This is a genomic window from Variovorax sp. 20P10.2.4 (assembly GCF_058244205.1).
Genome location: NZ_JBZAYE010000036.1, coordinates 1 through 25,484 on the forward strand (window position 1 = coordinate 1; position 25,484 = coordinate 25,484).

General features: G+C 69.3%; 27 protein-coding genes. 18 read left to right on the plus strand and 9 right to left on the minus strand.

All coding sequences use genetic code 11. The features are described 5' to 3' along the window. The 12 genes from AC27VN_RS05870 to AC27VN_RS05925 form a co-directional block, all read left to right on the plus strand. Positions 1-182, plus strand: a 182-nt coding sequence (locus tag AC27VN_RS05870; RefSeq protein WP_490875958.1) for a hypothetical protein, incomplete at its 5' end; no start/stop codon positions are given. A 12-nt stretch (positions 183-194) separates the two neighbouring features. Then, complete coding sequence (locus AC27VN_RS05875; RefSeq protein WP_490875959.1) at positions 195-1,013, plus strand: enoyl-CoA hydratase/isomerase family protein; 819 nt, start codon at positions 195-197, stop codon at positions 1,011-1,013. A gap of 34 nt (positions 1,014-1,047) precedes the next feature. Continuing rightward, positions 1,048-1,815, plus strand: a complete 768-nt coding sequence (locus AC27VN_RS05880; protein ID WP_209542205.1) for an ABC transporter ATP-binding protein — start codon at positions 1,048-1,050, stop codon at positions 1,813-1,815. Further along, the gene (locus tag AC27VN_RS05885; RefSeq protein ID WP_490875960.1) at positions 1,812-2,651 is read left to right on the plus strand and encodes an ABC transporter permease; all 840 of its coding nucleotides are present in this window, start codon (positions 1,812-1,814) and stop codon (positions 2,649-2,651) included. Before AC27VN_RS05880 ends, AC27VN_RS05885 begins: the two co-directional genes overlap by 4 nt. A 37-nt stretch (positions 2,652-2,688) precedes the next feature. Then, positions 2,689-3,792, plus strand: a complete 1,104-nt coding sequence (locus AC27VN_RS05890; protein ID WP_490875961.1) for an ABC transporter substrate-binding protein — start codon at positions 2,689-2,691, stop codon at positions 3,790-3,792. Positions 3,793-3,810: 18 nt separating this feature from the next. Further along, positions 3,811-4,596, plus strand: coding sequence for a class II aldolase/adducin family protein (locus AC27VN_RS05895; RefSeq protein ID WP_490875962.1), 786 nt, complete (start codon positions 3,811-3,813; stop codon positions 4,594-4,596). 129 nt (positions 4,597-4,725) lie between these two features. After that, a complete protein-coding gene (locus AC27VN_RS05900) occupies positions 4,726-5,511 on the plus strand; it encodes an alpha/beta fold hydrolase (RefSeq protein WP_490875963.1) in 786 nt (261 codons plus the stop codon). Positions 5,512-5,587: 76 nt separating this feature from the next. Beyond that, positions 5,588-6,268, plus strand: coding sequence for a heavy metal response regulator transcription factor (locus tag AC27VN_RS05905; RefSeq protein ID WP_208512467.1), 681 nt, complete (start codon positions 5,588-5,590; stop codon positions 6,266-6,268). Continuing rightward, positions 6,265-7,689, plus strand: coding sequence for a heavy metal sensor histidine kinase (locus AC27VN_RS05910; protein WP_490875964.1), 1,425 nt, complete (start codon positions 6,265-6,267; stop codon positions 7,687-7,689). Before AC27VN_RS05905 ends, AC27VN_RS05910 begins: the two co-directional genes overlap by 4 nt. Positions 7,690-7,737: 48 nt before the next feature. After that, the gene (locus AC27VN_RS05915; RefSeq protein WP_490875965.1) at positions 7,738-9,201 is read left to right on the plus strand and encodes a serine hydrolase; all 1,464 of its coding nucleotides are present in this window, start codon (positions 7,738-7,740) and stop codon (positions 9,199-9,201) included. 205 nt (positions 9,202-9,406) lie between these two features. Beyond that, complete coding sequence (locus tag AC27VN_RS05920) at positions 9,407-9,961, plus strand: hypothetical protein (protein WP_296780548.1); 555 nt, start codon at positions 9,407-9,409, stop codon at positions 9,959-9,961. Beyond that, a complete protein-coding gene (locus AC27VN_RS05925; protein WP_490875966.1) occupies positions 9,958-10,311 on the plus strand; it encodes a hypothetical protein in 354 nt (117 codons plus the stop codon). The genes AC27VN_RS05920 and AC27VN_RS05925 overlap by 4 nt, the downstream gene beginning before the upstream one ends. 3 nt (positions 10,312-10,314) lie before the next feature. On the opposite strand, the gene AC27VN_RS05930 is transcribed toward AC27VN_RS05925, so the two are convergent. The 4 genes from AC27VN_RS05930 to AC27VN_RS05945 are packed head-to-tail and all read right to left on the minus strand — an operon-like array spanning position 10,315 to position 14,827. Continuing rightward, entirely contained in the window at positions 10,315-11,310 is a 996-nt protein-coding gene (locus AC27VN_RS05930) for a quinone oxidoreductase family protein (RefSeq protein WP_490875967.1), read from the minus strand. A gap of 14 nt (positions 11,311-11,324) precedes the next feature. After that, positions 11,325-12,410, minus strand: coding sequence for an isocitrate/isopropylmalate dehydrogenase family protein (locus tag AC27VN_RS05935; RefSeq protein WP_490875968.1), 1,086 nt, complete (start codon positions 12,408-12,410; stop codon positions 11,325-11,327). Between the two features lie 13 nt (positions 12,411-12,423). Next, complete coding sequence (locus AC27VN_RS05940; protein ID WP_093354935.1) at positions 12,424-13,800, minus strand: MmgE/PrpD family protein; 1,377 nt, start codon at positions 13,798-13,800, stop codon at positions 12,424-12,426. A gap of 49 nt (positions 13,801-13,849) precedes the next feature. After that, positions 13,850-14,827: a Bug family tripartite tricarboxylate transporter substrate binding protein gene (locus AC27VN_RS05945; RefSeq protein WP_490875969.1), complete on the minus strand. Its 978-nt coding sequence runs from the start codon at positions 14,825-14,827 to the stop codon at positions 13,850-13,852. 103 nt (positions 14,828-14,930) lie between these two features. Here AC27VN_RS05945 and AC27VN_RS05950 point away from each other — a divergent pair, with 103 nt between their 5' ends. From AC27VN_RS05950 to AC27VN_RS05965, 4 genes are all read left to right on the plus strand, one after another. Further along, positions 14,931-15,878: a LysR family transcriptional regulator gene (locus AC27VN_RS05950; RefSeq protein ID WP_490875970.1), complete on the plus strand. Its 948-nt coding sequence runs from the start codon at positions 14,931-14,933 to the stop codon at positions 15,876-15,878. A 91-nt stretch (positions 15,879-15,969) separates the two neighbouring features. After that, on the plus strand, positions 15,970-16,785 hold the full coding sequence (locus AC27VN_RS05955; protein WP_490875971.1) for an alpha/beta fold hydrolase: 816 nt from the start codon (positions 15,970-15,972) through the stop codon (positions 16,783-16,785). Next, positions 16,782-17,918, plus strand: coding sequence for a PAS domain-containing sensor histidine kinase (locus tag AC27VN_RS05960; RefSeq protein WP_490875972.1), 1,137 nt, complete (start codon positions 16,782-16,784; stop codon positions 17,916-17,918). Before AC27VN_RS05955 ends, AC27VN_RS05960 begins: the two co-directional genes overlap by 4 nt. A 91-nt stretch (positions 17,919-18,009) precedes the next feature. After that, positions 18,010-18,261 (plus strand): hypothetical protein, encoded by a 252-nt coding sequence (locus AC27VN_RS05965; RefSeq protein ID WP_296780569.1) that lies wholly within the window; start codon positions 18,010-18,012, stop codon positions 18,259-18,261. On the opposite strand, the gene AC27VN_RS05970 is transcribed toward AC27VN_RS05965, so the two are convergent. The 4 genes from AC27VN_RS05970 to AC27VN_RS05985 form a co-directional block, all read right to left on the minus strand. Beyond that, positions 18,250-18,891 carry a class I SAM-dependent methyltransferase gene (locus AC27VN_RS05970; protein ID WP_490875973.1) on the minus strand — a complete coding sequence of 214 codons (642 nt, stop codon included), beginning with the start codon at positions 18,889-18,891 and terminating at the stop codon, positions 18,250-18,252. The two genes, AC27VN_RS05965 and AC27VN_RS05970, sit on opposite strands and share 12 nt — an antisense overlap. A gap of 434 nt (positions 18,892-19,325) precedes the next feature. Next, entirely contained in the window at positions 19,326-19,658 is a 333-nt protein-coding gene (locus tag AC27VN_RS05975; RefSeq protein ID WP_490875974.1) for a hypothetical protein, read from the minus strand. 212 nt (positions 19,659-19,870) lie between these two features. Then, positions 19,871-21,400: a tripartite tricarboxylate transporter permease gene (locus AC27VN_RS05980; RefSeq protein ID WP_093354916.1), complete on the minus strand. Its 1,530-nt coding sequence runs from the start codon at positions 21,398-21,400 to the stop codon at positions 19,871-19,873. Between the two features lie 10 nt (positions 21,401-21,410). Further along, positions 21,411-21,836, minus strand: a complete 426-nt coding sequence (locus AC27VN_RS05985; RefSeq protein WP_177239571.1) for a tripartite tricarboxylate transporter TctB family protein — start codon at positions 21,834-21,836, stop codon at positions 21,411-21,413. A gap of 215 nt (positions 21,837-22,051) precedes the next feature. Here AC27VN_RS05985 and AC27VN_RS05990 point away from each other — a divergent pair, with 215 nt between their 5' ends. After that, on the plus strand, positions 22,052-23,254 hold the full coding sequence (locus AC27VN_RS05990; protein WP_490875975.1) for a hypothetical protein: 1,203 nt from the start codon (positions 22,052-22,054) through the stop codon (positions 23,252-23,254). 27 nt (positions 23,255-23,281) lie between these two features. Here AC27VN_RS05990 and AC27VN_RS05995 read toward each other — a convergent pair whose 3' ends face one another. Further along, on the minus strand, positions 23,282-24,097 hold the full coding sequence (locus tag AC27VN_RS05995) for an MmyB family transcriptional regulator (protein WP_490875976.1): 816 nt from the start codon (positions 24,095-24,097) through the stop codon (positions 23,282-23,284). A gap of 437 nt (positions 24,098-24,534) precedes the next feature. Between AC27VN_RS05995 and AC27VN_RS06000 the strand changes: the two genes are divergently transcribed. Next, entirely contained in the window at positions 24,535-25,317 is a 783-nt protein-coding gene (locus AC27VN_RS06000; RefSeq protein ID WP_490875977.1) for a helix-turn-helix transcriptional regulator, read from the plus strand. Positions 25,318-25,484: the final 167 nt, after the last annotated feature.

The window sequence follows — 25,484 nt, forward strand, 5'->3', positions numbered from 1 at the left end:
GCGCGGCACCCGCCGACGCCGTGGCCCTCGAGGCCCTGATGGTGCGGCTGTCGGAGATCGCCGCGGCCTATGCGGACCTCGTGGAGGCCATCGAAATCAACCCGGTCGCCGTGCTTGCCGCGGGACAGGGCGTGCGCGTGCTCGACGCCCTGGTCGAGCTGCGCGGACCGACGCTCAACTGAAAGGAAGTACCCATGGACTACCAGGCCATCCAGCTCGCCATCGACGGCAGCATCGCCACGCTCACGCTGAACCGCCCCGAGAAGATGAACGCGCTCGACGACCAGTTGCTGCTCGAGATGCAGCACGCGCTCGACAGCCTCGAGGCGAACCCGGCCGTGCGCGCCCTCATCGTCACCGGCGCGGGTCGCGCCTTCAGCGCGGGCTTCGACCTCAGCCCGCGCGAGGAGCCGTTCACCACCGTGCAGGACTGGCGCGAGCACGTGAAGCTGGGCAACGACACCTGGTCGCGCATCTGGCGCTCGCGGCTGCCGGTGATCGCTGCCGTCAACGGCTTCTGCCTCGGCGGCGCCTGCGATCTCTCGATGGTCTGCGACATCACGCTGGCCGCCGACACCGCGCAGTTCGGCGAGCCCGAGATCCAGTTCAAGTCGGCCCCGCCCTACGCGATCATGCCCTGGGTGCTGGGCATGAAGAAGACCAAGGAGCTGCTGCTGACCGGCGACCGCGTGGACGCGCAGGAGGCGCAGCGCATCGGCCTGGCCAACCGCGTGGTGCCGGCCGACCAGCTGCTGGCCGAGGCCCGGCGGCTGGCGACCAAGCTGTCGATGATTCCGCCGCCCGCGATGCAGCTCAACAAGATGGGGCTGAACCGCGCCTACGAGATGCGCGGCTTCCAGTCCACCATCGACTACGGCGCCGAGGTCTTCACGCTGGTGCTGATGGCGGAATCGGCCGAGGCCGACGAGTTCTTCAAGGTGGCCGGCGCGCAGGGCCTGAAGGCCGCCTTCAAGTGGCGCGACGCGCGCTTCGCGCTCGAAGGCCCGCAGTGAGGCCGGGCCGGGCGCACCTCGAAAGGCACGCACCATGATCGAGATCTCTGGACTCAACAAGCGCTACCTCACGCGCGACGGCGTGGACATCGACGCGCTGAAGGACGTGAACCTCTCGGTGGCCGACGGCGAGTTCGTCACCGTGGTCGGGCCCAGCGGCTGCGGCAAGTCCACCCTGCTCAAGATCCTGGCCGGCACGCTGCGGCGCAGCTCGGGCTCGGTGAAGGCGCGCGACATCCCGCTCGACGGACCGAGCCGCGACGTCGGCGTGGTGCTGCAGGCACCGGTGCTGCTGCCCTGGCGCACCGTGCTCGAGAACGTGATGGTGCCGGTGGAGATCCAGCGCCTGGACCGCAAGGTCTACGAGCCGCGCGCCCGCGCGCTGCTCAAGCTGGTGGGCCTCGAGGGCTTCGAGGGCAAGTACCCGTCCGAACTCTCGGGCGGCATGCAGCAGCGCGTGGGCATCTCGCGCGGGCTGGTGCACGACCCGGCCTTCGTGCTGATGGACGAGCCCTTCGGCGCGCTCGACGCGATGACGCGCGAGACCATGAACCTCGAGCTGCTGCGCATCTGGAAGGAGAGCGGCAAGACGGTGGTGCTGGTCACGCACAGCATCCCCGAGGCCGTGTTTCTCGCCGACCGCGTGGTCGTGATGTCGCCGCGGCCGGGCCGCATCACCGAGATCCTGCCGATCGACCTGCCGCGCCCGCGGCGGCTCGAGATGATCAATTCGGAACGTTTCGGCGGCTACGTCTCGGCCATCCGCAGGCACTTCCATTCGCTCGGAGCACTCGACGCATGAACACCCGCACCGCTTCCACCGTGCTGCCCGCCGCGCCTTCTGCGCCTCCCGCGCGGCGCATCGCCCGGCCCGAGATCCCGCTGGCCATCGCGCTGTTCATCGTCGTGGTCGGCGGCTGGGAGCTCGCGGTGCGCGCGCTCGACGTCTCCGCGCTCGTGGTGCCGCCGCCCTCGGCGGTCGCGCTGGCGCTGTGGAGCGGACTGATCTCCAACGCCTTCACCTACCACTTCGGCGTGACCGCCTACGAGACGCTCGCGGGCTTCGCGGTCGGCGCGGGCCTCGGGCTGGTGCTGGGCTCGCTGGTGTCGCAGTTCGTGCTGGTCGAGAAGACGCTCTATCCCTACATCGTCGCGTTCCAGACCATCCCCAAGGTGGCGATCGCGCCGCTGTTCGTGATCTGGTTCGGCTACGGCATGACCTCGAAGGTGATCATCACCGCCACCATCGCCTTCTTTCCGGCGCTGGCCAACACCATCGTCGGGCTGCGCGCGGCGCCGGCGGACCAGATCGAGCTGCTGCGGGCCTTCACCGCGACGCGCTGGCAGATCTTCCGCATGGCGCGCGTGCCGCATGCGCTTCCCTACATCTTCGCGGGGCTCGACGTGTCGATCGTGCTGTCGGTGATAGGCGCCGTGGTCGGCGAGTTCGTCGGCGCGCAGGCGGGACTGGGCTACCTGATCCTGCAGCGCACCTTCTCGATGGACACGGCAGGCATGTTCGCCATCCTCATCCTGCTGTCGGCCATGGGCATCGTGCTGCATGCGGTCATGAAGTACGCCCGCAAGCGGGTCGTGTTCTGGCTCGAGACGCAGAAGGACGCCACGCTCGGCGCCTGAGCCCCGGTTTCCCCTCGCACTTCACCCTGGAGTTCTCATGACCACTCGCATCCTCGCCGGCGGCCTGCGCGCCCTCCTGCTGCTGCTCCTGGCCTGCGCGCTGCACGCATCGGCCCAGAGCGCCAAGCCCCTGAAGAAGGTCACGCTGGCCGTCGGCGGCGTGAGCGTGCTCAACGCGGCCTATCCCTGGCTCATGATGCCGCTGGCGCTCGGCTACTGGCGCGACGAGGGCTACGACGTCGAGGTGGTGGCCACGCCCGGTTCGCTGCAGACGGTGCAGCAGCTCGCCGCGGGCAGCATCGCGCTGTCGCAGATGAGCGCGGGCGCCCTGATCCAGGCCAACGTGACGAACAACCTGCCGATCCGCGCGATCAGCGTGAACAACGTGCTCGACTGGGCCGTGGGCGTGCAGGCCGACGGACCGGTCGCGAAGGTGGCCGACCTCAAGGGCAAGAACATCGGCATCGTGAGCCTGGCCAGCGGCGGCCTGCCGATGCTCAAGGCGCTGCTGCGCGCCGGCGGCCTCGATCCCGACAAGGACGTGACCATCGTCGCCGTGGGCACCGGCGCACCCGCGCTGGAGGCGCTGCGCGCCAACCGGGTGCAGGGGCTGATGTTCTGGCACACGGCGCTGGTGGGCTTCGAGAATGCCGGCGGCCGGCTGCGCTACCTGTCGGACCCCGCCTGGGAGACCTTCGCCGACTTCAGCCTCGCGACCACGCAGCGCATCATCGACAGCGACCCGGCGATGGTCGAGGCCATCGCGCGCGGCGTGGCCAAGGCCAGCCTGTTCACCGCCACCAATCCGCAGTGCGCGCGCCAATTGCACTGGAAGCGCTTCCCGCAGAGCAAGCCCACCGGCGCCGACGAGGCCACGCTGGCACGCAACGACGACCGGCTGGTGGCAGCGGTGGTCGGATCGATGGACAAGGCAAGGCAGCTTGACGGCGGCCAGGCCTGGGGCCGCGTCGATGCGGCCGGCTTCCAGCGCATGCAGGACTTCCTGTTCGACAACAAGGTGATCGACCGGAAGGTGGCGCCCGAGACCTTCGTGATCCGCACGCCCGGCTTCGCCGAACGCGTGGACCGCTACGACCACGAAGCGGTGATCCGCCAGGCCAAGGCCTGCGCCATCTCCTGAGACGAAGGAGCGCGAACGATGACCCCGATGCATGGTGCCTATGCGGCGGACGCCGCCGGACCGGACCGCTCGCAGGCCGAGATCGCGGTGCGCTGCGACCTCGCCGCCGCCTACCGGCTGATCGCGCTGCACGGCCTGGACGACAGCATCTACACGCACATCTCCGCGCGCGTGCCCGATGCCGACAACCAGTTCCTGATCAATCCCTTCGGCCTGCTGTTTCGCGACGTCACGGCCGGCTCGCTGGTGAAGATCGACCTCGAGGGCCGCCAGCTCGAGGACTCGCCGCACGACGTGAACCCCGCGGGCTTCACCATCCACAGCGCGATCCATGCGGCGCGCCACGATGCCGCCTGCGTGCTGCACACCCACACGGTGGCCGGCGTGGCGGTGTCGACGCTCGAGGAAGGGCTGCTACCGCTCAACCAGTGGTCGCTGCTGTTCCACCAGCGCGTGGCCTATCACGACTTCGAGGGCATCGCGCTCGACCTCGACGAACGCGAGCGCCTGGTGGCCGACCTCGGTGCCAGCGCCAAGGTGCTGATCCTGCGCAACCACGGCCTGCTGACCGTGGGGCGCAGCGTGGCGGATGCGGTGCTGACCATGCTCGCGCTCGAGAAGGCCTGCCGGGCGCAGATCGCGGTGCTCTCGACCGGACGGCCCGTGCGCGCGATCCCCGAGGCCATCCGGCAGAAGACGCTGCGGCAGCTCGAGAGCGGCGACGGCAACCGCATGAAGGGGCAGACCGATCCCGACCAGCGGGCCTGGCACGCCATGCTGCAGCGGCTGGCACCGGCCAGATGACATTTTTGTAATCGAAATGTGCGATCCAGGTCGATGGCCTGGCGCCACAGTCCGCTCCAGAGCAGTGCCGGTCGTCACTGCATGACCCCGCGGCGCCGCAACCGGCGCCGCCAGAACCTGGAGCCTTTCATGCATCGCAGAACCCTCATGGGCCGCATCGCGGCCATCGCCCTCGCCGGTGTCTTCTCCGCGGCCGCCGCCAGTGCGCAGACGGCGCCTTCGGCGCCGGTCGCCGTCCACAACGTGGTGCTGGTGCACGGCCTCTATGCCGACGGCTCGAGCTGGGGCAAGGTGATTCCGCTGCTGCAGGCCCAGGGCCTGCACGTGACCTCGGTGCAGAACCCGCTGAGCGGTTTCCAGGACGACGTCGACGCGGTCAAGCGCGTGCTGGCGCAGCAGGACGGCCCGACGCTGCTGGTCGGCCATTCGTACGCCGGCATGGTGATCAGCGAGGCGGGCACCGACCCGCACGTGGCGGGCCTGGTCTACATCGCGGCACGCGCGCCCGATGCCGGCGAGGACTACCCGGCTCTCACGCGCAAGTTCGCCGCCGCGCCCGCCGGTGCCGGCCTGCAGTGGGACACCAACGGCTGGGGTTCGCTGAGCCAACCGGCCTTCGTGAAGGACTTCGCGGGCGACCTGCCGCCGGCCGAGGCGCTGGCCTACTACGCGGTGCAGCAACCGTTCGCGCGCGCCATCACCACCGCCAGGACCACCGCGGCGGCCTGGCACGACAAGCCGACCTGGTATGCCGTCTCGCGCCAGGACCGCACCATCGATCCCGAGCTGCAGCGCTTCATGGCGAAACGCATGATGGCCAGCACCGTCGAGCTCGACGCCAGCCATGTGTCGCTGCTGTCGCAGCCCCAGGCGGTGGCCGACCTGATCGTGAAGGCGGCGCAGGGCCGGCGCTGAACGCGCGGCCCGGCGATAGACTGCGGAACCGCCGCGCCGGTCGAGCCGCCGGCGGCGGCCCCCGGAAGGACACAACATGCGCGTGCTCGTCGTCGAAGATCATCCCAAGCTGGCGGACTACCTGCGCAAGGGACTCACCGAGAACGGCTACGTCGTCGACGTCGCGGCCGACGGCATCGACGGCCGCCACCTCGCGGTGAACGGCGAGTACGACATCGTGGTGCTCGACGTGATGCTGCCCGGCCTCGACGGCTTCGCGGTGCTCAAGGCGATCCGCGCCACCAAGGACGTGGCGGTGCTCATGCTGACGGCGCGCGACCAGGTCGAGGACCGCGTGCGCGGCCTGCAGGACGGCGCCGACGACTACCTGGTCAAGCCCTTCGCGTTCTCGGAGCTGCTGGCGCGCCTGACCGCGCTGCGCCGACGCGGCGTGCGCTCGGGCGGCACCTCGGAACCCACCGTGCTGACCCTGGGCGAGCTGCAGCTGGACCTCGCGCGGCGCAAGGCCTCGCGCGGCGGCCAGGCGCTCGAGCTGACCAACAAGGAGTTCCTGATCCTGGCGCTGCTGATGCGGCGCCGCGGCGAGGTGCTGTCGCGCACCGTGATCGCCGAGCAGGTGTGGGATATGAACTTCGACAGCGACACCAACGTGGTCGAGGTGGCGGTGCGCCGCCTGCGCGCCAAGCTCGACGAGCCTTTCGAGACCCCGATGCTGCGCACCGTGCGCGGCATGGGCTACGTGCTGGAGTCCGCGTGAAGGCACCGCGGGTGCGCTTCGGGTCGATCTCGGCGCGCCTGGTGCTGATGCTGGCGGTGGTCGCGGTCGCGGTGTTCGCGGCCACCGGCTACCTGCTGCACAAGGCGCTCGAGCAGGTGCTGATCGCCGACGAGCGCTCGGACCTCAGCGGCAAGACCGAGGTGGTGCAGCATTTCATCGACGAGGTGCGCACGCCAGCCGACCTGCCGATGCTGCGGCGCCACCTCGCGGCCACCAGCGTGGGCGGGCGCTACCGCTGGAACGTGTGGCTGATCGCGCGCGACGGCGAGATGCTCTACGGCGCCGAGCCGATGCCGCCCACGCTGCGCGGCGAAGGCAACAAGGTCTGGCTGCAGCGACAGGACGGCGTGGTGCTGCGCGGCGCGCACTACCGGCTCGACGAGCACGCCATCTTTCCGGGCGCGCAGGTGCTGATCGGCATGGATCCGCGGCCGCGCGCCGAGATGCTCGACCGCTACGACAACTACGGCCTGCTGGTCGGCGCGCTCGGCGTGCTGTGCACCGTGGCGCTCGGCGCCATCGCCACGCGGCGCGGCCTGCGCGCGCTCGCGGACCTGTCGCGCGAGGCCGCGGTGATACGCCCCGGCGGGCTGTCGCAGCGGCTGACCCTGCCGGCCGACAGCACCGAGCTGCTGCCGCTGGCCCTGCGCTTCAACGAGGTGCTGGCGCGCATGGAGGATGCGTGGACCCAGCTCGAGGGCTTCAATGCCGACGTGGCGCACGAGCTGCGCACGCCGCTGGCCATCATGATCAACGGCGCCGAGCTCGCGCTCGCGCGCGACCGGCCCCGGGACGAGATGCGCGAGGTGCTCGAGTCGCACCTCGAGGAGCTGCGCACGCTGGGCTCGATGGTCAACGACATGCTGTTCCTCGCGCGCGCCGACCGCGGCGACGCCGCCGAGGACCTGCGCGAACTCTCGCTGGGCGAGCAGGCGCGGCAGGTCGGCGAATTCGTCGAGGTCTTCCTCGAGGAGAAGCGCCAGCGGCTCGAGATCGAGGGCGATGCCTCGGTGCCGGTCAACCGCGTGCTGCTGCGCCGCGCGCTCGTGAACCTGCTGACGAACGCGTCACGGCATGCGCCGGTGGAAGCCGTGATCGGCTTGCGCATCGAAGCACTGCCGAAGGGCGCGCGCATCACCGTCGCCAACCCGGGCGATGCGATTGCGGAAGAGGTGCGGCAGCACATGTTCGAGCGCTTCTGGCGCGGCGACAGCTCGCGGCCCAGGACCGGCGAACGCTTCGGGCTCGGGCTGGCGATCGTGCGGGCCATTGCGCGCATGCATGGGGGCGAGACCTTCGTGCACGGTACGCCAGGCGTCAACGAGATCGGGTTCACGTTGCAGCGCCAGACGGCCGCATCGCCCGAGCAAGGCGCCCGCGCGAGGCCACAGGCTCGATAAGATTCACCGCACGCCAGCGTTGCGCACGCGAAGGCGAGGAGCTCGACCATGGTTCATTCTTCCGGCCCATCGATGGCGGCGCTCGGTTCCGAACTCGATCGCCTCGCCCCCGCGCTCATGGCCGACTGGAAGGTGCCCGGCGCCGCGCTCGCCGTCGTCCAGGACGGCCAGGTCGTGCTCACCAGAGCCTACGGACAGCGCGACCTCGAGTCGGGCCTGCCCGTGACCGCCGCGACCCGCTTCCTGATCTGCTCGATCACCAAGTCCTTCACCGCGACCGCCCTCGGGCTCCTGCACCACGAGGGCCGGCTCGACTGGACGCGGCCGGTGCGCGACTACCTGCCCGAGTTCCGCCTGCACGACCCGGTCGCCACCGAACGCATCACGGTGCGCGACCTGCTCACGCACCACAGCGGCCTGCCGGCGCACGACTGGATGTACCTCCCCGGCGACCGCTCGCCGGCCCGGATGATGGCCGACATGCGGCATCTGGAGCCCAACCTCGACATCCGCACCGCCCACCAGTACAGCAACCTCGGCTACAACGTGCTCGGGCTGCTGATCGAACGCGTCGGCGACACCACGTACGAAGCGTTCATCCGCGCGCGGCTGGGCGACAGGCTCGGCATGACGCTCGGTTTCACGCTCGACGAGCTCGAGGCTTCGCCCGAGCCGGCACGGCCCTACATGGTGCGCGAGGACGTGCGGCGGCCCGCGCCCCGCCTTGCGTTCCGACCCGTCGCCGCGGGCGGGATCAGCACCTCGGTCGCCGAGCTCGCGCGTTGGATGCGCCTGCATCTGGGCAGGGGCGAGATCGATGGCGTGCGCCTGCTGCCGGCCGCGCTCGTCGATCTGCTGCATGCGCCGCACGTCCACTGCCCGAACTCGGCCGGCGGCGAATTCGGCGAGGCGCACTACGGCTTCGGCTTTCGCTGCCACAGCTACCGGGGCGACCGGCTGGTCTTCCATGGCGGCGGCCTGCCCGGCTGGGGCGCGCTCATGACCCTGGTGCCGGACGCCGGCATCGGCATCGCCGTGCTGACCAACCGCAGCCCGAACGAGGGCGTGGCCAGGCCCCTGACCTGGCATGTCATCGACCGGCTGCGCGGCCGCGACCCGATCGACTGGCGCGACCGCGGCCGCGTGCAGCGCGAACAGTCGCTGGCCTGGATGCAGGCCCATCAGGCGGAGCAGGCGCGGACGCGCCACCCGGGCACCCGACCGGCCCACGCGCTCGAAGCCTATGCCGGCCACTACCTGCACCCGGCCTATGGCCTCATGACGATCGAGGCGCGCGACGCAACGCTGCACTGGTCATGGCGCGGCCTGTCCGCGGCCTTGCGCCACCGGCACCACGAGACCTTCGAGCTGCCCGCGGCGCTGCACCCGCTGCTGCCCGACGGGCTGCCCCTGAGCTTCCTGACCGATCGCGACGCGAACATCGCCAGCCTCTGCGTGCCGTTCGAGCCGTTGGTGAAGGACATCGTGTTCGTGCGCACGGAACACGCCTGAGGGTTGCGCCCGGCCCGCCCGGGCGTTTACTTGGTTTCGGGGATTCCCCGCATCGACCGGCCTGCCTACGCTTACCGCGATGTCCAGGCGAGTTCCTCGGCCGCTCACCGGGACCGGCGAAATGCCGCGCTTCTTCACCAGAGAAAAGCGGGCCCGCGTTTCACACCATCGCACAGGCCGATTGCAGAGCAGGAGGAGCAATTCCATGACCGACATGCATCTATCGCCCGACATCGTCGCCAACGCGTCCTTGGTCCCGAGCGCGGCCGTCGACAGCGGCGAGATCAAGATCACTTTCGTCAACTACTCGAAGTTCGAGCTCCGGCGCGACGTCACCGGCTACACCAAGGACTTCGCGCTCGGCAGCGTGACCTCCTCGCCGGGGCCGGTGCTCAAGGCCCGTTCGGGCATGGAGACGCTGGACATCTGCCAGATCGCGTTTTCGTGGATCGCCGACGGCGCCAACAACGCCTACGTCACCTGGTACAGCCCCGAGATCCCGGTGCGCTTCGGCGTGCGGATCGTCGCGCCGGTGCAGGTCTTCGGCATGGGCAAGCGCCCGTACTGGGACGTGTGCTGGGACAACAACCCGGGCCGGGATCCGCAATGGGCACGCTCGGGCTCGGATCCGTCGGACCCCAGGACCTTCTTCGCCGACGGGCACGTCGGCGGCCTCGCGGCCATCGGCCGCGCGCAGTCGTGGCACACGGCGCTCGACCTGACCGTGACCATCAGCGACTACACGGGAGGCAAGCCATGAACGACCTGCTGATTCTCGAGATCGGGCAAGGACGATGGGTCGCGCGGGTCGCGAACACCGACATCGAGTACGCCTTCAAGTACCTCGTGGAAGAACCCGACCTCAGCAGCCTCTGCGTCCAGTCGCTCGCCCTGGCCATGCAGTCGGGGCGCCAGCAGGTGATCGACAGCATCGCGGGCAACGGCATCTTCGATCTTCCCGCCGGCACACCGCCCGAGACCGTGGTCGCCGAGCTGTTCGACGCGACTGCGGCCCTGCGCTATGAGGGGGCCGCGATCTTCGTGGCAGAAACCGTTCTGGCCGACGAGCTGGAGCAGGCTGGAATCAAGCTGCTCGCGGTCGTGCCCTAAGTCTCAGCCCGCTCCCGGCATGCGCAGCACGATCTTCCCGACGTGCGCGCCGGCCTCCATGCGGTCCTTGGCCGTCGGCAGCTCGGCGAACGCCACCACCTGGTCGATGCGCGGCCGGATGCGCCCGGCCGCGAACAGCGGCAGCACCTCGGCGACGAAACGCGGCACGCCCGAGGCGCGCTGGGCCTTGCTGCGCAGCTTGTTCGACACGCCGAACAGCGTGAGCCGCCGCGCATGCAGAGCCTCGAGGTCGAGCTCGGCATGCAGCACGCCATCGACATGGCCCACGGTCGCGTGCCGCCCCTCGAAGGCCATCGCGCGCAGGTTCTCGACGAACACCGAACCGCCGACCGTGTTGACGACGAGGTTCGCGCCCTTGTCGCCGGTGGCCCGCAGCACGGCCGGCGCGAAATCGGCGGCGCGGGTGGGCAGCGCGACATCGAGCCCCAGCGGCGCGAGGGCCGCGAGCTTGTCGGCCGAGCCCGAGGTGCCGATGACGCGCGCGCCGAGCGCCTTGCCCAGTTGCAGCGACGCCACCCCGACGCCCGAGGACACGCCGTTGACCAGCAGCCATTCGCCGGGCTGCAGCCGGCCCTGCAGCACCAGCATGTCGAACGCGACCAGGAAGGCCAGCGGAATGCTCGCGGCCTCTTCCCACGACAGCGCCTGCGGCACCGCCATGGCCTCGGCCGCTTCCATCAGCGCGTACTCCGCGAAGGCCCCGGCGCAGCGGCCCATCACGCGATCGCCGACTTGAAATCCACTAACGGCATTTCCAGCATCGACCACCCTGCCTGCACCCTCCCCGCCGGCCGGGCGCCAGGCACCCGAAGCGCCACGGCTCGCCAGGAACTCGCCGCGATTGAGCGATGCCGCATGCAGGCGCACCAGCAACTGTCCCGGGCCCGCGGTGGGCACCGGCACCTCGCGTTGCTCGAGCACGCCGCCCGCCTCGCTCATCCGCATCCAGAAGGACTGCATGGTGGCCACTTCGGTCATCGAGAGATTTCCCTTCAGGCACTCAGGTTGCGCAGCACGGCCTGCGTGAACGCCACCGTGTTGCCGCTGCCGCGGATGTCGCCGGTGCGCGCCGAACGATCGGCCAGCGCGGCCGTGGTGGCGCGCGACATCGATGTTGCCATGCGCACCGCGCCCTCGTTGCCGCGGCTGTGGCCCAGCCAGTCGAACAGCATGCGCGTCGACTCGATCATCGCGTAGGGATTGGCGATGCCCTGGCCCGCGATGTCGGGCGCCGAGCCGTGCGTGGCCTGCGCCATCGCGATGTCGCCGTCGCCGATGCACAGCCCCGGCGCCATGCCGAGGCCGCCGACCAGGCCGGCCGCCTCGTCCGAGAGGATGTCGCCGAACATGTTGGTCGTGACCACCACATCGAAGCTCTGCGGGTCGCGCACCAGCCGCATCGCGAAGGTGTCGACGATCACGTCGTCGACGCGCACGTCGGGGTACTCCTCGGCGAGCTTCCTGCACTCCTCGACGAACATGCCGCAGCCGAGCTTGAACACGGTGTCCTTGTGCACATAGGTCAGATGCTTGCGGCGCTGGCGCGCGAGTTCGAAGGCCGCGCGCGCCACGCGCCGGCTGCCGGTGCGGGTGATCACGCGCACCGACAGCGTGACCTCGTCGTTGGGCCGGAACTCGCCCGAGCCCGCGACCATGTTGCGGTCGGGCTGGAAGCCCTCGTTGTTCTCGCGCACGATCACCAGGTCGACGCCGTCGTGCAGGCAGCCGATGTCCGGGTACGAGCGCGTGGGCCGCACGTTGGCGAACAGGTTGAAGGTCTTGCGCAGGATCGGATGCGGGTTGATCGCGTTCGGTCCCTTGGGATAGGCGCGGTGGCCGATGGGCCCGAGGAGCCAGCCGTCGAGCGTGCGCAGGGTCTCGAGCGTGCCCGGCGGCAGGGTGTGGCCGTGGGTCTGGAGCGCGCGTGCGCCGATCGGCAGCGGATGCCAGTCGATGGCCACGCCGTGCAGCTCGGCGGCCGCGCGCGCGATGTCGACCGAGGCCGGCACGATCTCGTGGCCGATGTCGTCGCCGTCGAGGATGCCGATGCGAAGTGCCGGAATGCTTTGGTTCGTCATGCGTGCCTCCTGTTCAAGCCGAAGGCGCGGTCAGTGCGGTCAGCGTGCGCAGGTCGGGCAGCGCGGCCAGCGTGCGGCACACCTCGGTGATCCGGCCCGAACGCTCCGCGCCGAGCAGCGGCACCGCGAGCGCGTCGAACTTGGCCTCGAGCTGCGCATCGGAGAGCGGGTTGTGCATCGAGCCGATCGCGTGATCGACCTGCACCTCGACGCGCCGGCCGTCGCGCAGCAGCGCGCTCACGTGCACCGATTCTTCCGCGATGCCGTCGTCGACCACCGCCTGCACCCGGTTGCGCAGCGCAACCACGCGCGGGTCGTTGACCATCGCATCCGAGAACTCCTCCTCGCCCGCGCGGCCATGGATCAGGCCCACGGCGCAGCCGTGGTAGACGCTGAACTTGCCCTGCAGGCCATCCTTCGGCTCCTTCTTGCCCGTGAGCTCGAGCACCAGCGAATGCACGCGCAGCTCGATGCGCTCCACGTCCTCGGGCGCGATGCCCTGCGCGCGCAGCCGCACGCAGGCGTCGATGCTCGGATGGATCACGATGCCGCAGGCGAAGGGCTTGTAGGTGTTGAAGGAGATCTCGAAACGCTCGCCGAGCTCGTCGGTGACCTCGTGCCAGGCCCGCTTGTCGGAAGCCACCTGCACGAAACCGCGCGGCGCCTCGAGCGCGCGTTCGCTGGCCGTGAAGCCCTGGCTCGCGAGCAGCGCCGACATCAGGCCCGCGCGCGCCGCGGCGCCCGGATGGAAGGGCTTGGTCATGGTGCCGAACTGCTCGCGCAGGCCCACGGGCTGCGAGGCCGCGATGCCGATCGCCATCGCCGTGCGGTGTTCGTCCAGCCCCAGCAGCCGCGCGCAACCCGCGGCCGCGCCGAGCATGCCGGTCGAGCCCGTGATGTGCCAGCCGCGGTCGTAGTGGTCAGGGTACATGGTGTTGCCGATGCGGCAGGCCACGTCGATACCGAGCACCAGCGCGTCGATCAGCTGGCGGCCCGAGGCCCCGCGGTGCTCGCCGAGTGCGAGCAGCGCCGAGGCGACCGGGCCGGCCGGATGGATGATGGTCTTCAGGTGCGTGTCGTCGAAATCGAAGGTGTGCGAGGTGATGCCGTTGAGCAGTGCCGCGCTCGCCATGTCGACCTTGTCGGCGCGGCCCGGCACGCTGGCCTGCGGCGCCGGCTCGAGCATGCGCACGGCGGCGATCGCGGCCTCGGCCGCCTCGTGGCGCGCGGCGCCGATGGCGCAGCCGAGCCAGTTGTAGAAGGTGCGGTGTGCTTCGCGCTCGACCGCGTCGCTCCAGCCGCGCGAGGGATGCGTGGCGACGAAGCGGGCCAGGATGGCGGTGACGGGAGGGGCCGAGGTGTCGGCGGAAACGTGCGTGTTGCGGGCCACTGGAGTTCTTGCTGGTTGCGTTGAAAAAGGGAAAGGGGAGCGGCCGGGCCTACTCGTCGAGCTGGATGTTCCGGGCCTTGGCGAGCGCGGTCCAGCGCGCGATCTCCGAGCCGATGTACTTGCCGAACTGATCGGGCGTCATCGGCCAGGGCTCGACGGCCTCGCTGGCGAGCTTCTCGGCGAGGTCGGGCGCCTTGAGCACCGCGACCTGGGTCTCGTTGAGGCGGCGCACCACATCGGCCGGCATGCCCGCGGGGCCGACCGAGCCGTACCACTGCATCGCATCGAAGCCCTTGAAGCCGACCTCGTCCATGGTCGGCACGTCCTTGAGCTGCGCGCTGCGCTTGCCGCCGGTGACGGCCAGCGCGCGCATGCGGCCCGAGCGCAGGTGCGGCAGCGCCGCCGCGAGCCCCGGGAACATGGCTTGGGTCTGGCCGCCGAGCACGTCGTTGATGGCCGGCGCGATGCCGCGGTACGGCACGTGCACCATGACCACGCCGGTCTCCTGCTTGAACAGCTCCATCGTCATGTGCGTGAGCGAGCCCGCACCGGCCGAGCCGTAGCTCACCTTGCCGGGGTTGCGCTTCACGTAGTCGACGAACTCGGCCACGGTCTTGGCGGGCACGTCGGCATTGATGGCCAGCACGTTGGGCGTGGCGCCGATCATGCCGATCGGCGTGAAGTCCTTGATCGCGTTGTAGCTGACGCGGCGCGTCGCGGGCGTGGTGCCGTGGGTCGCCACATAGCCCTGCATCAGCGTGTAGCCGTCGGCCGCGGCGCGCGCCGTGTTCTGGCAGGCCACCACGCCGCCGCCGCCGCTCTGGTTGTCGATCACGAAGGGCTGGCCCAGCGCGCGGCCCCAGCGTTCAGCGACCACGCGGGCGATCATGTCGTTGCCGCCCCCGGCGGCGACCGGCACGATGTAGCGGATCGGCTTGCTCGGAAAGTCCTGCGCGATCGCGAAACGGGGCATCACGATGGCGGCTGAGGCCGCGGAAGCGGTCAGCAGCAGTTGGCGGCGTTGCATGTCGGTGTCTCCTTGTTCTGCCGCGCATCTTCTGCCTGGGCGTCATTGCAGTAAATTGCAAGTTTTTGGGGGTTTATTGCATGAACTGCATGAGTGAGCTGAAATGCTGAAGCCCTCGCTGGCCGACTTGCGCGCCTTCGTCACCGTGGGCGAGCTGCAGAGCTTCGCCGCAGCGGCACGCACCCTGCACCTGTCGCAGCCCGCGCTGTCGCGGCGCATCTCGCACCTCGAGGAGCTGCTGGGCGTGCGCCTGTTCGACCGCACCACGCGCAGCGTCGAGCTCACCCTGCTGGGCCGGCGCTTCCTCGGCCAGATCCGCGGCCTGGTCGACGACCTCGACCGCTCGGTGCTGAGCCTGCGCGACGCGGCCGAGCTCGAGGCCGGCGACGTCACCATCGGCTGCGTGCTGTCGACCGTGCACCACTTCATGCCGCCCGTGATCCAGGCCTTCCGCGCGCGCCATCCGCATGTGCTGGTGCGCATCATCGAGGAGGGCGCCGACGAGGTGCTCGCGAGCGTGAAGCAGGGCGAGGCCGATTTCGCGCTCAACTACATCGGCATGCAGGACCCCGAGGTGGAGTTCACGCCGCTGCTCAAGGAGCCCTACGTGCTGGCCTGCCCCGCGGACCACCCGCTGGCGCGGCGCAAGTCCGTGGGCTGGGAGGAGCTCGCGCAGTACCCGCATGCGCGCGTCTCGCAGGCCAGCCGCAACCGCCTGTTCATCGACCAGGCCCTGGCCGAGCTGCCGCCGCTGCCGCGCCCGGTGTGCGAGGTGCGCCACGTCTCCACGCTGATCGGCATGGTCGAGAACGGCCTCGGCGTGGCCGTGGTGCCGCAGCTCACGCTGCCGCGCAAGCCGGCCGCGGTGGTCGGGGTGCGGCTCGAGCGGCCCGAGATCGGGCGCACCATCGGCGTGATCCGGCGCGCGGGGCGCAGTCTCTCGCCCGCGGCGGCGGCGTTTCTGGAGATGCTGGCGCTGGCGAGTCGCTCGAGCGTCAAGGCGGCCAGGCCGGCGAAGGCTCCGACATCGACACGCGCGCGCCGGCCTTGAGCCAGCGCCTGACGTTCACCGAATCGGCGCAAAATGGATACTTCTGGCTGCTCCCGCCATCTCTTCGCCTCAGACTTCGTCTGAGCTTTTCATGAACGTCCACCATCGAAACAACATCCGGATCCAGGGTTCGGGACCGGCGACCCTCGTCTTCGCCCATGGATTCGGGTGCGACCAGAACATGTGGCGGCTCATGGCGCCACGGTTCGCGGACCGCTACAAGGTGGTGACCTTCGACCTGGTGGGCGCGGGCCAATCGGACCTCGATGCCTACGATGGCGCGAAGTATTCGAGCCTCGAGGGTTATGCCGACGACCTGCTCGAGGTCGTCCGCGACGTGGCCGCGGGGCCGGCGATCTTCGTGGGCCATTCGGTCAGCGGCATGATCGGGGTGCTCGCCGAACTGAAGTCGCCCGGCACCTTCGCGGCGAACGTGATGATCGGCCCTTCGCCGTGCTACATCGACGACGGCGACTACGTGGGCGGCTTCGCGCGCGAGGACATCGACTCGCTGCTGGACACGCTCGACAGCAACTACCTCGGCTGGGCGAGCAGCATGGCGCCCGCCATCATGGGCGTGCCCGAACGCCCGGAGCTCAGTGAAGAGCTTTCGGCGAGCTTCTGTCGCACCGATCCCGACATCGCCAAGCAGTTCGCGAGGGTCACCTTCCTGTCCGACAACCGCGAAGACCTGGCGAAGCTGCGCACGCCCACGCTCATCATCCAGTCGTCCGAGGACCTGATCGCGCCACCGGTCGTCGGCCGCTACGTCCACGAGGTCGTGCCCCACAGCACCTTGCGCGTCGTCGAGAACGTCGGCCATTGCCCTCACCTGAGCGCGCCCGATGCGTGCTGCGATGCGATCGAGGCCTTCCTCGATGCGCTGCCGCGGGCCCGAGCCGGATGACGCAGGCCATCCCCGACCTCGCCGGCCTCTTCGACGAGGCACCGTGCGGCTTGATCGTGACGAGGCTCGACGGCACGATCGTCAAGGCCAACGGCACGTTCTGCGACTGGATCGGCATCCCTCGCGACGAACTCGTCGGCGCGAAGCGATTGCAGGAGCTCTTCACGATCGGCGGCCGGATCTTCCATCAGACGCATTGGGCGCCTTCGCTGCAGATGCAGGGATCGCTGGCCGAGGTGAAGTTCGACCTTCGCCATCGCGACGGACGAACGATCCCCATGATCCTCAACGCCCGCCGGCGCCAACGACCCGAAGGCGAGTTCGACGAGATCGCGGCCTTCGTCGCCGAGGACCGCAACCGCTACGAGCGCGAATTGATGGGCGCCAGACGCAAGGCCGATGCGCTGCTCGAAGCCGAGCGCGAAACACGCAGCCTGATGCGCGACCGGGCGCTGTTCGCCGAGCAGATGGTCGGTATCGTGAGCCATGACCTGCGCAACCCGCTGTCGGCCATTCTCATGGGGGTTCAGATGCTCGAGCGCGTGGACGGCGAACGCCGCACCCGCATCCTGGGGCATGTGCGCAATTCGGCCGAGCGGGCGCAGCGGCTGATCGAGGAGCTTCTCGACTTCACCCAGGCGCGCGTGGGCCAGGGGCTCACGGTCAACCGCCGGGCGGTCGACCTGCACGAGGTGGTCGACGGCGCGCTGTCGGAGCTGCGGCTGGCCTACCCGGGCCGCACGATCGAGTTCGCGTCCGAAGGCGACAGCGCCTGCGTGGCGGACGCCGACCGTCTCGCGCAGCTGATCGGCAACCTCGTGAGCAACGCGGCCGCCTACGGCCAGGTCGACACGCCCGTGTTCGTCCGTTCGGGCGTGGCCGGCGCCACGGCCGAGATCGTGGTGCGCAATCTCGGCGCGCCCATTCCCGACGCGGTGCTGGCCGACATGTTCGAACCCATGGTCCGCGGCGAGACCGGCAGCAACACCGTCCGCAGCGTCGGGCTGGGCCTCTTCATCGTCCGCGAGATCGCGCGCGCGCACGGCGGCGATATGAGCGTGAGGTCGACGGTGGCCGATGGCACTTCGTTCGGCCTGCGCTTTCCCGCGCATGCCGAGGGCCTGCCTTCGTAGCACCGGGGATGTCTTTGCTCATGAACGCTGGCAAGCCACCGTGCACCGGCCCCCGGGACGGCTCGACGGCGACAAGCCCCACCGCGCTGCCATGATCGCCAAGGTCATCGTGACCCTGTCGTGGGCCGCGCTGGGCTTCGCCCTGGCCGCCGGCGTGCTCGCCGCCTTCGGGGCGCTGCTTCACGTCTTCGCGCTGGCCGGCGGCCTGCTGCGCGGCTTCCGGCACGACTCCGCCGTCGACGACCGGCGCCAGGCGACGCATCTGCTGGCTGCCGCCGGCATCTGCGCGCTGGTCGCCGCGGCCGTTGGCGGCCTCGTCCTTCTCATCGCGTCATTCCAGTGAACCAGGCTTGTGCTTCGCGTAGAACACGTGGTGGCCCAGCGGGCTTCCTGCCTCGGCGATGTGCTCATCGGTGAGCAATTCCATCCCGGCTTCCGCAAGCCAGGCCTTGTAGGTCTGCGAATCCGCGTGGCTCCAGTACATCTCGGCGCCCTCGACCCCCAGCCAGTCCTGCTCCGTGCCGGTCCAGGCACCGCTTCCCAAAGTGGCGACGAAGAGGCCGCCCGGCTTCAGCCAGCTCGCGATGCGCTTGAAGAGATCGGGCTGCTCTTCCAGGGGGACGTGGATGATCGCGTAGAAGGAAACGACCGCATCGAACGAGCCCTGCGGGAAGCGTAGCGCCGACATGTCTTCGCACAGGAATTCGGCCGCGGGTACGAGCGACCTGGCGCGCTCGATCTGTACTGGCGAGATGTCCACGCCGACCACGCTGCCGAGCGCGGCAAGCGCCCGGGTGGTCGGAACGCCGCAGCCGCAGCCCAGGTCTAGGAGGCGGGCGGACGGCGCGAGGTCGTTGGCCAGACGTGCGGTCCATCGCGCGTAGACGGGATCGTCGTCCGCCTCGTTGCCGCTTCGGTAGGCGAGGGACACCTTGTCATAGCCGTCTCGAACGATCTGCTTGGGGTCTGTCATTTTTTCTGCTCCCGGTGTTGAGGCGTGTGGGTAACGAATACATCCATGCCGGTGCGTGCAATCGCTGCCTCAATGATGCGGCGAGAGGCGCTCGGCGGGATCAAGGCGAAGGCTGAATCCTCTTTCCTTCTGGAGAAGAGCGGACGGCAATGACGAAGTTTCGAGAATGTCCGTTCGGATAGCGGATTCGACGGTGATGCTGCTGCGCTACTAGATCGACGGGTGCCTTGGTGCCATGGTCAGGTGGTACTTCGTACATCCCGCATCACATCGAATGTCCGCACTGGCTCCATTACCCCGCAAAGTAAAAACAAGTCCGCCACCGCATTGGACACACGCCTTCTCTTCGCCACGCATCACCGCCTGGATCAGCGCATCCTGTTCAGCCAACTCCGCGTGAATGTCAGCCCGATCAGGCAAGTTCTTGTGTTTCATCATGCATGTCCCAAATCATCGAGCCGGCGAAGCTCCTCGGCCCCTTCCTCTGATGCCTGCAGGATGTTTCGCAGGATCTCGGGAGTGATGGGCCGGCCAGCCTCACTGACAAGAGGCCGATGCCCGCAGCGCTCCAGTGCAGCAAGCACCGCACGCGCTTTGGCAAAGACGTCTTCCGTTCGATCGGAGAAAAGCGCCTGATCGAACACGGGCTTCCCGGTGGAAAGGCGGTCTCGCACATCGAGAACGCCGAGCTTCGTGATGCGCCGGATTTCGCTCACCAACGAAGCGGACGGGTCGCACGGCGCTGTGGAAATGGTCACGCGGCTCATCTTCGTTGGGAGGCGACAGGGAATGGATGGTCTTGGCCGGATGCTACCGCCATGGACGTGCCGGCAAACGAGGATCGCCTCTCCCCAAAAAGAAAACGCCCGATGAGATTCATCGGGCGTCCTTTACCGGCTTCAACGGGCCGGCTCCGTGTCCTTCTCAGGTATCAGCCTGTGAAGAACGGATCAAGGGAAGCTTGGCAGCTGCGCGCCTCTCAAGCCCCATGCGCCTCGCTCGCCGGCACCACCGCCGGCCCCTCGCGCCGCGCCTTCTGGATCGAGCGCACGAAGGCCACGAGCTGCCACACCACGAACACGCCGATCAGGCCCAGCAGGGTCGCGCTGATCGGGCGGTTCACGAACACGCCGAAGCTGCCGCGGCTGATCAGCATGGCGCGCCGGAAGTTCTCCTCCAGCATCGGCCCGAGGATGAAGCCCAGCATCAGCGGCGCGGCGTCCAGCTCCAATCGCATGAAGGCGTAGCCGAGGCAGCCGAACACGGCGGTGATGAAGATGTCGTCGAGGCTGTTGTTGACGCTGTAGGTGCCGATGCAGCAGAAGAACAGGATCGACGGGAACAGCACGGCGTACGGGATCTTGAACACCGACAGCCAGTAGCGCACCAGCGGCACGTTGAGCGCGAGCAGGAAGCAGTTGCCGACCCACATGCTGGCCACCAGGCCCCAGAACAGGTCCGGGTGGCTGGCGATCATGTTCGGACCGGGCTGGATGCCCTTGATCACGAACGCGGCCAGCATCAGCGCCATCACCGGGTTCTCGGGGATGCCGATGCTCATCAGCGGGATGAAGCTGGTGCGCGCAGCGGCTTCGTCGGCAGCGGCCTGGCCGGCCACGCCTTCGATGCAGCCGGTGCCGATCTCGTGCTTGTACTTGCTGACCTTCTTGTCGATGGCGTAGGCCGCGAACTGGGCGATCGAGGGACCGCCGCCGGGCAGGATGCCGAGGAAGGAACCGATGGCACCGCCGCGCAGCGCGCTCGGGATGATGCGCTTGAACTCGGCCCAGGTCGGGATCAGGTTGATCTTGCCGTTGAAGGGCGAACGCTCCTCGCGCGCGTCGAGGTTCTTGGTGATCTCGGCGATGCCGAAGCAGCCCAGCGCGATGCTCACCAGGCCCACGCCGTCGGCGAGGAAGGGCAGGTCCATGGTGTAGCGCTGCATGCCGCTGTTGACGTCGGTGCCGATCTGGCCGAGCAGCACGCCGATGAAGCACATCGCGAGGCCGTTGAGCAGGCTGCCGGTGGTCACGAAGCTCACGCAGACGAAGCCCACGAGCATCATCGAGCAGTAGTCGGCCGGACCGAACAGGAAGGCCACCTCGCCGAGCATCGGCGCCATCCAGGCCAGCACGACGATCGCGATGGTGCCGCCCACGAAGCTCGAGAAGCCCGCGGTGAACAGCGCCAGGCCGGTCTGGCCCTTGAGCGTCATGGCGTACCCGTCGATGCAGGCCACGATGCTGCTGGCATGCGGGATCTTCATCGTGATCGCGCTCACGCTGTCGCCGTACTGGGCGCCGTAGTAGATGCCGGCCAGCATGATCAGCGCGCCGCCGGTGGGGATCGAGTAGGTCAGCGGCAGCAGCAGGCTGATGGTGGCCAGCGGGCCCAGGCCCGGCAGCAGGCCCACCAGGGTGCCGACGGTGCAGCCGATGGCGCAGAACAGCAGGTTCTGCATCGTGAGCGCGTGCGAGAAACCGAACGCGAGATTGTTCAAGACTTCCATGGCTTCGTCCTCAGAGCAGGGGCAGGTTCAGGCCCAGCAGCTTCTGGAGCGCGAAAGCCATCGCGATCAGGCCGAGGGAAATCTTGACGTTGCGCACCCACGAGTACGAGAGGCCGGCAGCCGTCGAGGCGAACACCATGAACACGATGCCCGCGACCATGTTGATGTGCTCAGAGATCAGCGCGAAGCCGCAGAGGCTGCCGATCACGATGCCGATGTTGCGCAGGTTGAGCTCCATCGGCTGGCGCGCGACGAAGCGCGAGCGGATCACGGTGGCCACGCCGATCAGGCCGAGCAGCACGCTGACGATGAACGGGAACATGCCGGGCCCGGCGCGCGAGAAATCGCCGATCGGGTAATTGCGCGCGGCGGTGATGCCGAACAGGAGGGAAATGGCAATGAGGAAGAGCCCTCTGCCTAGGTTGCGGTCGTTCATTTCTGTCTCTGTGGGCGTGCCTGCGCAGCGCGCCTGCGGCCTGTTGTGATGGAGGCAGGGATGCTCGGCGTCGGCGGCTGACCGAAAACTGACACGCGGGCCTCGGGAACTACGTACGGCCGACTACGCCGCAGGTAATCGACGGGCCGCGCCGGTGCGGCGAGGATGCGCGCCTTGCGCCGCTTCTACGCGTTTACCCGAATACCGGAGTCCGCTTGAATCCCTTCCGAACCCTCGCCCCGATCCGCCCCGCCTGGCTGCTGCTGCTGGCCGGCACGGTCCATGTCGCCGCGCTCGCGCAGACCGCGACCGTGACGGCCTCGCCGCCCGCCGCGCCTTCCCCCATGGCCGCGAACGCGCCCGACGCCTGCAGGCTGATGCCGCGCGCCGACATCGAGGCGCTGTTCCCGGGACGCCCGGTCACCGACAAGGGCCCCACGCTGAGCCCCCTGAGCCGCGGCCCGCAGTACGCCGAGAGCTGCGCCTACGTGGTGCGGCTGCCGAGCCCGACCTCGAAGACCGATGTCGCGCGTTTCGCGAGCCTGACCGTGATCCGCTGGGGCGACTCGCCCGCGGTCGGGCGCGGCACGGCCAGGGACAGCTTCGCCTCGCTGCGCACCGCGCGCGAACGCGTGGCCGCCGATCCCAAGCTCAGCCTGCGCATCGAGCCGCTGGCCGACGTGGGCGAGGAGGCCTTCCTCGAGACCAGCGCGCACCGGGTCGCGGTGCAGGCGCGCAAGGGCGACCTGATCGTGCTCGCCAGCCTCGATCCCTATTCGAGCCAGACGCCCGGCAATGCGAGCGCGCTCGCGCGCCAGGCGCTGTCGCGCTGGCAGCCGGGCACCGGCATGGTGGCGGCCGCGGCGCCGATCGCCACCCAGGCGGCGGTCGAGGTGTCGGCCGACACGCGCGTGTCGCAGACCGCGCCCGCCGACCAGTGGCCCGATGCCTGCGCGCTGATGACGCCCGAGGACGTGAAGGCCGTGTTCCCCGACATGACGATCGCGGCGCCGGTGCAGTTCAAGGGAAAGATCACGCACGAGTCGCGCGAGAACCGCATCGAGGAGATTCCCAGGCCGATCGGCTGCCTCTACAACGTGCGCCGCACCGACACCCTCGACGGCAAGCGCGTGACCGTCTCGCACCAGGTGCAGATGAGCGTGCGCAACCTCGCATCGACGCCCGCGTTCTCGCAGCGCTACTTCGAGGTCTCGAAGAAGGTGGGCGAACCCAAGACGCCGGTGGCGGGCCTCGGCGACGAGGCGAACATCGACATCCTCAACCGCATCCAGATCCGCAAGGGCCTGCTGAGCGTGGAGGTGCGCGTGGGCGGCGGCGAGCGCGACGCGGCGCTGCACGCGGTGGCACGCGAACGCGTCAACGCACTGGCCGCGCGCGTGGCAGCGAAGCTGCCCTGAGGCCGCGCCGACGCCGACCTCACCGCTTCAGCAGCAGGCCTCCGCGTCGGCATCGGCGTCGCTCATCACCTCGCGCGTGTGCGCATCGGCCGCGAACCACAGCTCGATGCGCAGCGACGAGGAATTGATGTCCTGCGGAATGCCGAAGGCACTCTGGAAGGTGGAGAAGTTCAGCACGCCCAGCGGCGTGTCGAAGCTGAGGTTGAGGCTCGGCGTGGCGAGGCCGAGCGAGAGCACCTCGGGCAACCGGCCGTAGCGCCGGTGCAGCGAGTCGGCCAGCCGATCGACGCGCGGCCGCAGCGACGGACGCAGCCAGCTCTCGGTCTGCAACTGCGCGAGCAGGCTGGCACCCACCTGCGCCCCGTTGCGCGAATGGCTCAGCAGGCCGTCGTCGTGCGCCACGCAGTCGATCATGTCCAGGCCCTCGAAGCGGTGGTCGACGGCCTCGCAGTAGCCGGGCATCACGACCGTGCAGAGCCACTGGCCCGCGCAGTTGGTCGCGAGCATCTTCCAGTCGGGATCGAACACCAGGCCCGGCAGCGGGTTGTGCAGCTGCACCATGCGCTGCAGCGCGGCCTCGTTGGCGTCGGTCATGCCGATCCACGACGCGCCCTCCTCGCTGGCGACGGTGGTGAAGCCGCCGAGCGACAGCGCCGCGTTGCGCAGCGAGGTCGGCGCCTCGACCTCGTTCATCCAGGCCAGCAGCAGGTCGCGGCTCGGCGCGGCGCGGCCGGTCTCGAGGAAGCTGACGTGCCGCTGGGAGACGCCCAGCCGCAGCGACAGATCGAGTTGAGAGATGTTCTTGCTCGCCCTCGTATGGCGCAGCAGCAGAGGCAGGCTCATGGGATCGGGGTCCAGGGATCGAAAAGCCCGCCATTGGACCTGAACGAGGGGCGAAACGCTTCGTCGCGAACGCAACAAACATGCGTAATCCGGGTAACAGGCGGTAGCGCCTTTGCACATGGTGCGCGGCCATTATCTGGAAGGTTATCGACGCCCTCCAGCCAGGGCGGCAACATGCCCTTCGCACCGGTGCCAGAGGTCTCTCGCGCACGGGTCGCAGCGCCGGTCCGGCGTTCCCCGGACCGCACGCTCGCCGCGCGACATGCGCGGCCTCCAGCCTCCTCGTCCACCGCATCGAACCCTTGCCCGCCGCCCATGTCTTCCTGCCGTACCGACGCAGCGCGCGCTCGCCCGAACTGCCACAGCCGCGCGCCGATGCGCCACTGTCCGCCATGCCATCGGGAGGCCCGCCGGTGCGCTTCGTGACGGATGGTCCGATGCCGCGCGCCATCGATGGCGGCGCCGCGATCGGCGACGACGATCCGCTGCTGCGCATGGGCCCGATGCTGCAGGCGCTGGGCTTCCAGTGGTTCGCCTACGGCACCGTGGCGCTGGCGCAGGGCCGGTGGCGGCCCTCGAGCTTCTTCACCGGCCATGCCAATCCCCGCTGGACCGAACGCTATTTCTCGCAGCAATACCAGGAGGTCGATCCGCGCGTCGAGGCCGCGCAACGCAGCGCCGGCCCCTGGGTCTGGGACCGCGACGGCCTCGCGCGCCAGTGGCCGCCCGAGGACACCCGCTTCGCGCTGCATGAACGCTTTCTCGAGGACCTGCGCGCCAGCGGCATCGGCAGCGGCGTGCTGTTCAGGCTGCCGGCGCCGCCGCTGTCGTTGCCGCTGGGCGAGCACACGCTGGTGAGCCTGCAGTCGGAGCGCACGGACAGCGCGTGGATCGGCGCGGGCATCGTCGCGCTGGCGCGCATGCTGGCCGAGGACTTCCACCGCCGCGTGCAGTCCTGCGGCCTCGCTTCCGCGCCGGCCGCGAACCAGCTCGGCGACATCGGCCACGCCTCGAGGATGCTCAGCGCGATGCAATTGCGCATCCTCGAGGAACTGCGGCAGGGCCGCGGCGACAAGGAGATCGCGCACCGGCTGCAGATGTCGGGCCATGCGGTCGACTACCACCTGCGGCAGCTGCGCGCGCGCTTCAAGGTGCGCAACCGCGTGCAGCTCGTGAACGCAGCCGCGCGCGCGATGCCGCCGGGCATGCCCACCGCCTGATCGGCACCAGGCCGCGGCCTCACTCCTGCGGAAAGCTCGCCACCAGCAGGCGCACGAGTTCGGCCTGCCGCTGCACGCCCAGCTTGGCGAAGATCTGCTTGAGGTACTGCCGCGCGGTGCCCGCCGACAGCGCCATGAGCCCGGCCGCGCCGGCCAGGTCCTCGCCC